Source organism: Chryseobacterium sp. SIMBA_029 (genome assembly GCF_046535275.1).
GTDB lineage: Bacteria > Bacteroidota > Bacteroidia > Flavobacteriales > Weeksellaceae > Chryseobacterium.
In genome coordinates this window covers 1-12,682 of the sequence record NZ_JAWRXA010000018.1, presented here as the reverse complement: position 1 = coordinate 12,682, position 12,682 = coordinate 1, and the positions used below count along the sequence as shown (strand labels likewise).

11 protein-coding genes are annotated in these 12,682 nt (G+C 35.8%); 1 reads left to right on the top strand and 10 read right to left on the bottom strand.

The window, feature by feature from the left end; translation table 11 throughout:
- Nucleotides 1–45: 45 nt before the first annotated feature.
- The 5 genes from SB679_RS22510 to SB679_RS22490 form a co-directional block, all read right to left on the bottom strand.
- A complete protein-coding gene (locus SB679_RS22510; protein WP_410704535.1) occupies nt 46–2,133 on the bottom strand; it encodes a DNA topoisomerase 3 in 2,088 nt (695 codons plus the stop codon).
- A 49-nt stretch (nt 2,134–2,182) separates the two neighbouring features.
- Nucleotides 2,183–3,616 carry a DUF3945 domain-containing protein gene (locus SB679_RS22505; RefSeq protein ID WP_410704534.1) on the bottom strand — a complete coding sequence of 478 codons (1,434 nt, stop codon included), beginning with the start codon at nt 3,614–3,616 and terminating at the stop codon, nt 2,183–2,185.
- 442 nt (nt 3,617–4,058) lie between these two features.
- Nucleotides 4,059–4,262 (bottom strand): hypothetical protein, encoded by a 204-nt coding sequence (locus SB679_RS22500; RefSeq protein ID WP_410704533.1) that lies wholly within the window; start codon nt 4,260–4,262, stop codon nt 4,059–4,061.
- Nucleotides 4,231–4,380 (bottom strand): hypothetical protein, encoded by a 150-nt coding sequence (locus tag SB679_RS22495; protein WP_410704532.1) that lies wholly within the window; start codon nt 4,378–4,380, stop codon nt 4,231–4,233. The genes SB679_RS22500 and SB679_RS22495 overlap by 32 nt, the downstream gene beginning before the upstream one ends.
- Nucleotides 4,381–4,488: 108 nt before the next feature.
- Entirely contained in the window at nt 4,489–4,776 is a 288-nt protein-coding gene (locus SB679_RS22490; protein ID WP_410704531.1) for a hypothetical protein, read from the bottom strand.
- A gap of 150 nt (nt 4,777–4,926) precedes the next feature.
- On the opposite strand from SB679_RS22490, the gene SB679_RS22485 reads away from it, so the two are divergent.
- Nucleotides 4,927–5,535, top strand: a complete 609-nt coding sequence (locus tag SB679_RS22485; protein WP_410704530.1) for a DUF4142 domain-containing protein — start codon at nt 4,927–4,929, stop codon at nt 5,533–5,535.
- Nucleotides 5,536–5,713: 178 nt separating this feature from the next.
- Here SB679_RS22485 and SB679_RS22480 read toward each other — a convergent pair whose 3' ends face one another.
- The 5 genes from SB679_RS22480 to SB679_RS22460 form a co-directional block, all read right to left on the bottom strand.
- A complete protein-coding gene (locus SB679_RS22480; RefSeq protein ID WP_410704529.1) occupies nt 5,714–6,073 on the bottom strand; it encodes a prevent-host-death protein in 360 nt (119 codons plus the stop codon).
- Between the two features lie 730 nt (nt 6,074–6,803).
- Nucleotides 6,804–7,337, bottom strand: coding sequence for a hypothetical protein (locus tag SB679_RS22475; RefSeq protein ID WP_410704528.1), 534 nt, complete (start codon nt 7,335–7,337; stop codon nt 6,804–6,806).
- The gene (locus SB679_RS22470; protein ID WP_410704566.1) at nt 7,334–8,734 is read right to left on the bottom strand and encodes a polymorphic toxin-type HINT domain-containing protein; all 1,401 of its coding nucleotides are present in this window, start codon (nt 8,732–8,734) and stop codon (nt 7,334–7,336) included. The genes SB679_RS22475 and SB679_RS22470 overlap by 4 nt, the downstream gene beginning before the upstream one ends.
- Nucleotides 8,735–8,924: 190 nt before the next feature.
- Entirely contained in the window at nt 8,925–9,344 is a 420-nt protein-coding gene (locus SB679_RS22465; RefSeq protein ID WP_410704527.1) for a hypothetical protein, read from the bottom strand.
- An 8-nt stretch (nt 9,345–9,352) separates the two neighbouring features.
- On the bottom strand, nt 9,353–12,682 hold a 3,330-nt coding region (locus SB679_RS22460; RefSeq protein WP_410704526.1), incomplete at its 5' end, for an RHS repeat domain-containing protein.

Below are 12,682 nucleotides of genomic sequence, written 5' to 3'. Positions count from 1 at the left end.
ATTAACAATCAGGCTCATTTCTTTTTAATAATTAAAGTAGGGTAGTTATTTTCGATGCGGGTTTTTATTGTTCTCAAATTCAAAAGATGTTGTATAATCCTTGTTGAGAACGAGATAAGCGTCAAACTTTTTTCCAGCTTTGCTTTTCATTCCTTTTATTAATGAGGTTTTACCTTTGTTAATAAGGGTTTTGATATCTTCTATACTGATATGCACTCCGCAAACACTGCGGAATTGCATCCAGTTACAGGCCTGGTCAGGACATTTGATAATGGTATCCCGTATCATCAGCTGATTGGTCTTGCATTGGGGGCAAATGAGTTTCGGAAGATTGGGCTGTGCGATGGTAATTTGAAGCAATTCATCCGTAACAGATCTTGTGTAATTCTCTATTTCATGTTGAAAATCAGAGGGATTGAGCTCATTGTTTTCGATTTTTTGCATGGCTAGTTCCCATTCTGCGGTCATGGCTACATCAGCAATTTTCTTGTCTTTAGTGAGCTGATAAACCTGTAATCCTTTTTCAGTGGGAATTAATGATTTATTGTTTCTTTGAATATAATTTCGGGTACATAAGGTTTCAATAATGGAAGCTCTGGTAGCTGGAGTACCTATTCCAATATTTTTTAACGCTTTCTTTTCCTCCATATTTTCGATCTGCATTCCTGCATTTTCCATGGCTGAAAGAAGCCCAGCTTCAGTATAAAGTACAGGTGGTTGGGTTTTCTTTTCCAGAATGCTGGCAGATTTAATTTTGAGCACGTCATCCTCTTTGACTTCAGGAAGTTCCTGTATAGACTCCGTGTCATCAGAAAAACTGCCATGGATGGAGCGCCACCCTGCTTCCAGAATCTTACAGCCCTTTACTATAAAATCATAGTGGAGAGACTGTAAAGAAATATCAGTAATTTCTTTTATGCACGATGTTGAAATAGCTTCCAGCAGTCGAAAAGCAATTAAATCATAGACTGCATTTTCTTTAGGAGGCAATGCCGAGGGGATTTTTTCTGTGGTAAGCAATCCATGGTGATCCGTAACCCTTAGATCATTGACGATACGCTTGTTGAAATGACCCCATTTGATTTGACTTACTGCTTGTTTGCAATCTTCCTTTTCCTGCAGAGCTCTTATCAGGTGAGGAATTTCTGTCCATAGATCTTCATGAATATATTTACTTCCTGTGCGGGGATAAGTGATAAATTTCTTTTCGTACAGACTCTGTGCGATAGTGAGCGTTTCTTCAGCCGATAGGTTAAGTTTTTTATTGGCTTCCTTCTGTAAACCTGTCAGGTCAAATAATAGAGGAGGCTGCTCTGTTACATTTTTGGTTGTAACAGAGGTAACCGTTGCTGTATTCCCGTTCCTTTCGATGGATCTCAATAGGTCTTCTGCCTGCTTTTTATTACTAAGGTGAGTCTGGGAAAGACTTTTAAACTCAATAAAATTCCTGATGTGTAATAATTCTATCTGCCAGTATTTCTGTACGGAAAATTCTTTATTTTCCAGATAACGCCGGCATATTAAAGCCAATGTCGGGGTCTGTACCCTTCCCAGTGAATAAATGCCATTACCCGCAGCTATACTTAATGCTTGTGTAGAATTGATTCCCAACAGCCAGTCGGCACGGCTTCTGCTCTGAGCGGCCTGATACAGCCCATCAAAATCATGACCACATCTTAAGTTTTCAAATCCCTGCTTAATGGCTTTTTCGGTAAGGGAGCTTATCCATAATCGCTCAAAAGGTTTTGTGCATTTCAGGTATTGGTAAATGTATCTGAAAATAAGTTCTCCTTCTCTTCCTGCGTCCGTAGCGGCAATAATGCTTTCACAGCGATTGAAAAGTTGTTCAATCACTTTAAGCTGTTTCAATGCCCCTTTATCGGGAGCAAGTCCTTTTTCTTTTTTGACCTTTCTGACAGTCAGTAGAAAGGGTTGGGGAAGGATGGGAAGAGTTTCTTTTTCAAATCCTGAAATCCCATAATCCTCAGGCATACCTAAGCCAACCAAATGGCCGAATGCCCAGGTAACACAATAACCATTACCTGACAGGTAGCCTTCTTTTTTCTCAGTTACGCCCAGCACATGGGCAATCTCTCTTGCTACGCTTGGTTTTTCTGCTAGTATTAATTTCATGGGTAACTTTTGTGGATGGTTAATATTCTATCAAATAACAAGGGATAGGCTATATTTTTCGTCCTCCTGATTTAACAGGTACTTTCTGCTGTTCCTGCTGTTTTTTGTCTTTAGGTACTTGTTGCCGCGATTGGAGTGGTTTTTTGATATTCTTAGTGGCTTCATTCGTTTTACCTTCTGAGTTAACAGCGATCTGCGTTTTATGAGCTTCTACAGGCTTTATCTGTTCTTTAAGTTTGTTTGGATTCTGGAACGAGAAGTCTATTTTACCAGTATCCTTATTAAAGGTAATATACCCCTGGTATTTTTGACCTTTCTTATCGGTAAGATCATCAATGTAGACTGTTTGTCCGGCTTTAAATTGAGTGTACTGTTCCTCATTCAGTTCTTTTCCTCTAAACGTTCCAGGAATCTCTGATGACTGGCTTTGCTCTGTACTTTGTGTTTGTTGGTGGTTATTTCTTCTCTCAAACAGGAATTCTACATATTTCTTATCTGCATTAAACTGCACAGAAGCATTGAAGGGCTCTCCCTTTTTAGAGATCATCCCTTCGATATACAAAGGTTTGCCTTCCAGTAAAGTTTGTGTTTGATGGTCATCCAGTTTTACGCCTTTAATCTCATTTGGAATTTTGATGTAATCAGTTTTTAAAGCAATTAATTCATTGGTAAGCCTGTCGATACTGATAATCGAAGGTATTGTTTCTCCGGATTTGGGATGGGTGAGATCGACTATTCTGCCCATATTTCCTGTAGTCAGAAGATTTTCTTTATCTTCCTTGGTAAATTCATGTCCAAAAAAAGGAAAATTGAACTGAGGCTCTTTCCTGATTCCGTGAATAGCAACTACGATTTGTCCCTGATCATTCGGCTGTAGTGATAACCGTGCATCCAGTTTTGTAATGGCAGTACCAAGGTTAAGGCTGATAGGAATAAGTTCATTGGTTTTATATCCCTTTAATAAAGGTTCCAATACATTCAGTTTCTCTAGTCGTTCCTTACTGAGTCCAAGGTTGGAAAGGGTTTCCCAATCTAATTGCTGTGGTTGGTAACGGTAGTCATTAGGTTCTGTGGTTGGCTGTGTTGTTTCCATATCGATTTTATTTTCTGGTTTAATATTATTTTCTGGTTTTACTTCCATAGACTCTATGAGTATCTTTCCCTCTTCTGTAGGGTGGTTGAATTGTTGTTGTATTTCTTTAGCCTTTTGTATAGCCACAAGGGATGGTACTTTAAAAAATGAAAATCGGGTAGGGTCTTTCAATTGGCTGAAAAAATTGGAAAAGAAATTGGAAAAGATATCTCCCGATTTATCTACCCGCATAAACTGGTTCTGATTTTTTTTCGACGGGTCAACCGTTTTTAATTCTCCATTTTCTCCGATACCGATAACTGCCTGAATTTTCATTTTGGCTTTGTCAAGTACCAGTAAGATATCAGAAAGCTGTTCTAATTCTTGTAATGTCTTTTTACTCTCATCCATAGTAATAGAATTTAAATTGGATGATGAAATTAGTGCAGAGAATCAGGAAATATAGACTATGGCTTTTATTGGTGCTATTTGTCTCGATTTGACATTAAAGGCTTCGAAAGGGTGGAAGATATAGCAGAATGTAATAAATAGATTAGGATATGAGAACTGAAAATAAGCTGAAAGATTTATATATCCAACGGGAACGTTCGGATTAAGTCCGGGAAAATCGAAAAATTCCATACAGCAATGAGGTTCCTTAAACTAGGCATCAATTGGCTAGTTTAACTGGTCTTCGGATATAAACGGTTATAAGAGAACTTCATAAGATGGAAAAGCAAAAGCTAATAAAACGATTTATTGTAGATAGCGTTTTTAACAATAATAAGAACATCCTGTTTCCATTTGAAAACAGAGTGTTCCTTAGCTATAAATTTTTGTTATAGATTAAACGTTATTGATGTCTTATTCCTTTTTGATGATAACTTACATTCCTGCCAACCGATTGGTAATTTTTGGAGACACTTTCGTTATCTACTTCATAACTTTTTGAGGTAATAACATGATTTAGGTCTGATTCAGGTGTTTTAAAACGGATCTCTTTACCGTTTTTATATATTTTGTTATCATAAGTGATATAGGTTTTGATTTTCTCCATAGATATTGCCATCAGGAGCTGAAAATATTTTAACTTTCTTCTTTTTCTTTTTTAATGCCAAAAAGAGTAAAGATCCGCCTGCTAATAAGCCGAATGCTATTTTTACTTTCCTATTCATAATTTTGATTTTTTATTGATAAACAAAGAACAACAATTTACACAGCTGGAAAAAATGATCAGCTAATAGAGGTATAGTAAAGATCTCTATGACAACAAGAGATTGGCTTTATCTGGCAGGCCTTGCACTGTCTGATACTACAGCATTAATATTACCAGCGCCATTACCGGTATTGTTATTGCTGGTTTTTCTACCGCCTATATGAGTCTTTGTGTTGATGCTGTCACTGCTTCCTAAACTGTCTTTGGAAACCTTTGGTTTTGAAATTGCTGTATCAGAATAACTTCTTTGTGCTTGGGTAGAATCAGCATATGTAGTACCTGTGTTTGTGTCTTTTTTTTTACAGGCTGCAACTAAAAGACTTATTGCAACGATAGGTAAAAGTAAATTTTTCATACGTTATTTTATTAATGAATTAGTAATTAATGTATTTACGGAATTCTTTGGTGATTCAAAATTAAATATTTAACCATCAGAAGTATATGAGCGAGATCATAATTTCTTAATGTCTTAAAATTTATTTTTGTCTTACTAAAATTTATTAATATGAAAAATTCTGCTTTAACAATTTTTGCTGTCATTGCATTAATGGCCTGCAAAAAAACGGAAACAACAAGGGTAATTCAGTCTACAGACAGTACAACAGTATCTGCTCCTGTAGATTCTTCCACTATGGTTAGCGATTCGACAAAAATCACAAATTCTTCATCTGGGAATTCTCTCAGTGATCAGGATAAAAAATTTGCTGATGCTGCTGCGAAAGGAGGACTGATGGAAGTGATGATGGGGCAGTTAGCGGCTGCTAATGCTGCTGGTGCTACAGTAAAAACTCTGGGAGAGATGATGGTCAAGGATCATAGCAAAGCCAACGAAGAGCTCAAAAAATGGGCATCAGCAGCTGGCTATACATTGCCAGGTAGTTTGGATGCTGAGCAGCAAAAAAAATATGATGAGTTAAAAGCAAAAAAGGGAGTGGAGTTTGACCGTATGTATACTGATCTGATGGTTAGCGATCACAAAAAAGACATTGAAGAATTTAAAAAAGAAAGCTCTGAGGGTAAGGAAACATCCTTAAAGTCTTTTGCTAACAAAACACTTCCCACTTTAGAACACCATTTAATGGAATCTGAAAAAGCAAAAAGTAGTGTTAAATAATATTCTTAAAGTACAGCCTTTATGATCTCAGTCATAAACGGAAAATGTTATATCCAATAATTTTGAACTGGACTTATACATCAGTATTTGCATTCGTATTATCTACTCTCCTAATTTTAGGAGAGTTTTTAGTATGTAAAACAGATGTTTAATTAAATGTAATATCTACATGAAACTTTTAATTAATCTCATAATTAACAATGACTAAACTTAAAATGAAATGAACATAATCTCTTTGTGCTTCCTGTCTGTTGATTAACTTATTTTTGTAATCATAAGATTTGAGCACATCTGTCAATTTGGTGTAAGTATCAAAATGATTTCCTTTAATTTTAACCCTTCCATTGTCATCTCTTGTTCTAATGATATCATTCTCTGGAGTTCGGACTTTAAATAAAGCATAAGATAATTTTGGATTGAAATTCATCCGGCCTGTATATCTTTCAACTATATTCACCTTAAATGAATCAAAAATGATCGTATTAAAAATAACATTAGAGTAAGATTCCTGAGTTTTAAGCTCAAGTGTATAATTCATGACTTTATTTTTATGCAAATGTATTGACAAACTAAAAAAAATCAAAATAAGGTGATGTTCATTATTTTTTTCTAGTGTCCGAATGATATTTAGGGAGTGAATTTTAATTGCAATAGATATTATGTAAATGATGCTTGAGTTACAACGTGTATTAAAGTTTGAAAAAAAACGAGTCAGGCTAATGTCAAGTATTCCAGATGATCAGTTACCCTTTTATGAAAATAATAGAGTAGTAGGTCTGCCATCTTTTGTGAGCTGTCACAGCAGAAATATAGATTGTTTTTTCTTCAATAAATGTGGCTTAACCTGCCGGTAGGTTTGACCTGCATACCATCATGATCTATGAAAGAGACCGGATTATTCATCACATACGTATACGGGCTAAAAGAATGATAGCTTTCCGCAGCTGATCCATCCCGTTCCATCTCCCCAGATCCGGCATATACTGTCTCCAGCCGTAATCATAAAAAACCTGTTTTCTGTAATTTTTTTACACTGTATTTAGAAAAATAAAAATTCCCAGAATTAGAATAAGAAGAAGCGCCAATACGGTTTACCCAAAAGGATAGAAGTTTATTGGTATCCATAGCCTGAAGAACACCTGCGCTGTTTAAACTTATTTAATTTTAAAATTAGGGCATTGGTGTAATGCCCTAATTCATTATGAAATTTTCTCGATTTAAAGAGTATAAGAAGTATAAAACTTTTGTCCGAAAAAAGATAACAAACTTCAAGATGGCATTGCATCAATAATTGCACTAATTCCGCAATCATTATGTACCAAAATCGCTTTCTCAGAAACATAATAATTATGGTTGCCTTCTATTTCAAATATTAAAGAGTAGCCTTGACTACTCTTTAAACTTAAATGCCTTATAATAAAATTAAGAATATTAAAAATTACATACCATGTTGATTTCTCTAATTTCAAAGTGTTAATATCAGAGTTCTTTTTAACAATTTCTAAACTCTCACATTCTGAATTGCTTTTTCCTTCATCAAAAACTTCTGGGATCTTAATTATTTTAATGTCATCAAGATAAATAATAAAACTATCTGTTATTAGTCTCATATCTGTTAAAAGCCAATAACTATTTGCAGAAACGAAATAACCCAAAATAGGAATTTCATTATTTATAAATAATATTTTATCCTTTATTTGCTCTTGTACATTTTTATCTAAATTTTCGTATAACTCTGTTTTAAAAAAATCTTTTTTAATTCTTTTAAACTTAGATTTAATAATATTTACATTTTTTATCATTTTAAAAACTTTACTAATTCTATACTATTTTTACTAAGTTCTTTATAAGTATAACCCATAAGTTCTGCTGCTCTTGAGTTCATTAATCTAGTTTCTACAATATCAACACCTTTTATAACAACTTTATCCATGCCTGCACTTTTAGCTTGACTTTCAAATGCCCTTACAAGTTCGAAGAGGCTTTTTCCTTCATAATTAACAAGGCCTTGAACGGTTCTGTTATAAACTCCATTTTCCATTGTAGTCATACCTCTTACATAAAACCCTTGAATAAATTCTTTTGTGTATTCACAGTTATTATGCACCAAAATTCCTTTCTCAGAAACATAATAATTATGGTTATCTTCTACCTCAAAGTTATAGACTTTTACTTTGCCATCCAAGAAATTAATAGATTCTACAGGAGAAGTTGTTCCATCTAATATGGTTAGAAGTGTTCCTTTTGTAAGATTTTTAGCTTCTATCCAGTTTCCGTTTACATAGAACGGGTGTTCCGGTGTACAGGTAATTTCTGTACCGTTTACAGAGATTTTCACTAATGAAGAAGATGTATTGCGGGATAGCTCAACTACTTTTTTCAGTTCTTTTTTACCTGTTTCTTCGTTGTAGCTCCATACAAGATCGCCTTCTTTAATATCTTCAATCTTTTTGCTGCCTTTTTCTGCAGCCACCAACGTTCCTTCTGTGAAACAGATTTTAATAAGACCATTGGTGAGCCTGCCTATAGGTCTGCATAAGTATTGCCCTATTCCGCTTGCTCTCCATCCTGCAGAAAGAAGCTCTCCGCCCGCAAAGCTCATAGGCATCTCCAAGAACAGGAATTTTTCTAATGAACCTATAGACTTACCGATTTCCGTTTCGTTGATGGCAGTTTGCCAGGCACTCATTGCCTGCTGAGTATTTAAGTCTTGTAATGCTCCTAAAATACCGCTATACATAACGGCACCATTATAAGTACCTTCCCCAAAACCCGTTCCTTTTTTTCCTTTGACTATAACTTCAGAAACATAAATAGTTCCCGGTACATCTCTGCGGGAAGAATACCCTGAGATTAAAACCCCATTGTCGTCTACAGCCATATTACCGCCATTTATAGACCAGGTATTATCATTATTGTTATAAAATGTTGTTCCACTTGCAAAGCCCATAATACCTCTAATAAATGCCTGAGACAATCTTCCATCAGGATCAAACATATTAACAGGATTATTCAGTACATAGGTATAAGGGCTGGTAGAGAGATAACTTTCAGAAAGTTGATCCATTACTCCCCATCTCCCTATTTCAGGCATATACTGTCTCCAGCCGTAATCATAAAAAACCTGTTTCTGTAATTTTTTTACACTGTATTTAGAAAAATAAAAATTTCCAGAATTAGAATAAGAAGAAGCGCCAATACGTTTTACCTAAAAGGATAGAAGTTATTGGTATTCATAGCCTGAAGAACACCTGTGCTATTTAAACTTATTTAATTTCAAATTAGGGCATTGGTGTAATGCCCTAATTCATTATAAAATTTTCTCGATTTATAGAGTCTAAGAAGTATAAAACTTTTGTCCGAAAAAAGATAACAACTCCATTTGAATATTATTTTCTAGACTGTTGGCTCAAGCAATAAAATGAAAAAATTAAATTAACAATAATTAAAATTATTATACTCCAAATTATAATTCCTCCTCTTTTATTTTTGGCTTCAGGCAATTTATCAAATTCTTCATTATACTTTTTCCATACGTCTGTATTGATAAACGAAAAATAATTCAAAATAAAAATTAATATTAATGGAAAAAAAACTATAGGATCCTGAATACTTAATTCTCTATTTTCTCCAGTGATACTTGAATAGTAATTTCCTATTGATAATAATAGCCAAATTTCTAATGCACCTAGAGCAACTATTGTTTTAAAATCAGTCAAAAACTCGCCTCCTAAAGATTCAGATGTATAAATGATTGATTTATATATTTTATAGAAAAAATAGTAATATATTTTTTTTATTTTTTTCATAAGTATAGTTATTTAGGTTCGTGTGCTCCCATTATATGAAATCTATAGGGACCAGCTTGATTAAATCCTTCGTCTAACATTTTTTGATCTGTATTTGCATCATTAAAAAATCCAGGCCAGCCTTGTCCTCCTGGTCCATCATAATTGTTATCTACTCCAAAATAAATTGTCCCAATAGATGCACCAATCGGCCCCCCCCAATTACCAGCAATACCCATGATGGTATTTAATCCAAATTTTGCAGGATGCACAGCATTTTTAGAATTTGGATTTTGTAAATAATTTCGCACTCCTATTCCATCAGATGCTAAGCCAAAATAAAATGAAGCTGTCCCCAAACCTTTTCCAAATTTTGCTACTTTAGAAATAGGTTGTGTAACCTCTGTCATGGGTGCCTTGCCAAATAAACTTAAATTTCTTCCTGTTAACTGATAATTTCCAGATACTCCCCTTCTAATTCCTTGTGAATACATATTTTTAGAGTTTACTCCACCTTTAAAAGCTATTGCTATTGCAGCACTCCCTAAATACCAGTTGGTTTTACCACCTAGACTGTACCATTCGCTGTTCAGCTTTTCTACAAAACTATTAAAAGCATCTTGAAAGGCTTGTCCCCATTCATTATGCTTACCAGTAAGCCTTATAGTAGGAATATGTATAATCCCAGGTTCATTGCCTCCTCCTTCTGCATCCATTGCTGTGTTTAAACTCATATAATTTCCTTCATAGCCTATTTTCACACCACTATTACTCTCTAAAGACCCACCTATATTATACCAATAAGTAGGTTCATTATTTGAAGAGGAATTCCAGATGGATGTTAAAAATTTTTGTGTTAATCGTCCATCCGGATCAATTAAAGATAATGGATTATTCATCACATACGCATACGGGCTAAAAGAATGATAGCTTTCTGCCAGCTGATCCATCCCGTTCCATCTCCCCAGATCCGGCATATACTGTCTCCAGCCATAATCTAAATTTCCATTGGCCTGAAGTTCTTTTCCGTTGTAAAGATATTTAAATTTATTGTTCGTTGTATCACCCGTATTATAACCGGCATGTTTTAGTCCGAAAGGATAATAGCTGTTTTCTTCCAGAATCTGGGGGCTGCCATCTGTATTTCTTGCATATGAAAGCCTGATATTCCCAAGATGGTCTTTGTACTGATACACATACCTGCTATTCTTAAAATCATAATACCCTTCTTCATTAGCAAGCACAGATGAGATTATGTTACCCCCTGAACTAGTATATTGAAAGTTCCCCAGATAATCGCTGATTTCCGTATCCCTGCTCATCTGTACCTTAGTTCCATCCGCAGAATAAATATAATTCAGAGAAGCTGCGGGAGATGCTCCCGTTATTGCAGACGGAAGATTCAGGAAGTTAAAAGCAATTTTCGTGATTCCTTTATCTAAATGACTGATCATATTACCATTCGGGTCATAAGTAATCTGTTTTCCTATACCTTGTGGCAGAGGATATCCACTCAGAGCATTTCCCTGTCCCATCTCTTCAATATAATCCAGCTGGTTACCACCATTGGTATAATAATATTTCAGATCATCTGCTACTTCAGCATTTGCCTTAACAATACCTCCGGTTCTGAGAAGGGAAGAAATATTACCATTCAGGTCATAATCTACCACTTCCGTATATTCCTTAGTATACGGATTGGAACCTGGTTGAAAGAATCCGGCCTGCAAACGTTCTGCACCATCATATACATATCCATACCTTCTCAGCGGTTCATTAGCTCCATAGGCTGTTTTCCAATCTACTTCAGCAATACCACCATTGTACTTGGGCTTTACCTTCAGGTCAGTATAGGAGTTGTTGGGCACCTCAGCTCCTTCTACAGTATTGTATTTAATTTTGTAGGCAAAAAGCTTAGTATTCAGCGTTTCGATATCATTAGGATTAATACCTGTAAGCCAACCTCTGATATTATAGGTATAATCGATATTTTGAAGATTATTTCCTACTTTCTTATTGATGAGCTTACCAAGTTCATCATAAGTATAATCTGCCAGCAGTTCTTCAGCGTTAGTATTGATCTTCTGATAATGCTTACTTAAGAATTGTTGTGGATTGTACACAAATCTGTCGGTTACTGCCACTTCAGCCGTTCCTGAATTTCTTGAATGCTGGGTATCTACCTCAAGAGTTCTTCCTGCAAAATCCAGCAAAGTTTCCGTTTTGGTAAATCCACCCAAATGGTTCTGTCCGTAGGTACCTACCGGGCGGCCATTCGTGTCATACCAGATCACTGCAGAGGTCCAGCCATTATTTTCAACATTCCTTACATAACTTACCGTAGGTGAGTTTTTCAAACTTCTTATAGAAGAAAATCCGTTGGAAACAATTGTTGTGGGAGATGCGGCTAATATTGCCTGATTTTTTATCTGTGCTGGTGCTGCCGGAGACCCTGCCGGATATTCGTCATAATAGTTAACACTCAAGACCGTCACACTTCCAGTAGGAAATGCCTCTTTGGTATAGTAGATATCCATACTATTCTGGCTGAATGCTGTAGTACTGGCCTTTTCATTATTCAGAGCATTGGCGGACATGCTATTTAAAGCGGTCTGCATGGCTGCCCTTGTTCCTGTATTGGCAAAGAAACCTGAGTAAACGGATCTTCCCAACGCATCATATTTAGTGAACATCCAGCCCCGTTGTCCAAATGTATTAACAGCGGTTCTTAAGTTTCCATCCTGGCCAAGTACCTGTCTGTTCTGCTTATCATACACAAAATATTCCCAGTCTTTCCCCGGAAGTTTTTTCTCCGCCAACCTTTGATATTGATCATATTTATACTGGTAACATAAGGTATTTAAATTACCATTAAGTTCTGCAGCAGTATTGAATAAGGCTGCTTTCGGAGGAATCACGAAAGACAGGTTTCCAAATTCATCGTATACGTAATACGTATCAAGATTTTCAACCGTTCCATTGTTTTTTTTGTTAATTTTCCGAATCATTATATTCCGGCCTGAAGAATCCACAAATGAATAAGCTTCTTTTCCATCTTCATCTTTTGCTACCGTTTTGTACAAGGTGGAAGCATTATAATATCCACCGGAAGTGTAGGCATCATCGGGAGCAAAGATTAATGAAACATCATTGATCATCGCAACAGCATTCCATGAAGTCACCGCCTGTATTCTTTTGACCTCTCCGGTATTATTAGAAAGATATTCCATCTTCCGGGTATGGCCTCCGTTTTTCTCCCAGTCGGCTCCCGGGGAAGCCTGTTGTTCCACTCTTGCGAGTGGAGAATTCTCATATACCACTTCAGAATAGGCGTTCGATACGCCGTAATAGGCATTGAC

Coding starts and splice junctions, on each gene's coding strand:
- SB679_RS22475 (WP_410704528.1), bottom strand. CDS start 7,337: ATGATAAAAAATGTAAATATTATTAAATCTAAGTTTAAAAGAATTAAA.
- SB679_RS22500 (WP_410704533.1), bottom strand. CDS start 4,262: ATGGAGAAAATCAAAACCTATATCACTTATGATAACAAAATATATAAA.
- SB679_RS22480 (WP_410704529.1), bottom strand. CDS start 6,073: ATGAATTATACACTTGAGCTTAAAACTCAGGAATCTTACTCTAATGTT.
- SB679_RS22485 (WP_410704530.1), top strand. CDS start 4,927: ATGAAAAATTCTGCTTTAACAATTTTTGCTGTCATTGCATTAATGGCC.
- SB679_RS22465 (WP_410704527.1), bottom strand. CDS start 9,344: ATGAAAAAAATAAAAAAAATATATTACTATTTTTTCTATAAAATATAT.
- SB679_RS22510 (WP_410704535.1), bottom strand. CDS start 2,133: ATGAAATTAATACTAGCAGAAAAACCAAGCGTAGCAAGAGAGATTGCC.
- SB679_RS22495 (WP_410704532.1), bottom strand. CDS start 4,380: ATGAATAGGAAAGTAAAAATAGCATTCGGCTTATTAGCAGGCGGATCT.
- SB679_RS22490 (WP_410704531.1), bottom strand. CDS start 4,776: ATGAAAAATTTACTTTTACCTATCGTTGCAATAAGTCTTTTAGTTGCA.
- SB679_RS22505 (WP_410704534.1), bottom strand. CDS start 3,616: ATGGATGAGAGTAAAAAGACATTACAAGAATTAGAACAGCTTTCTGAT.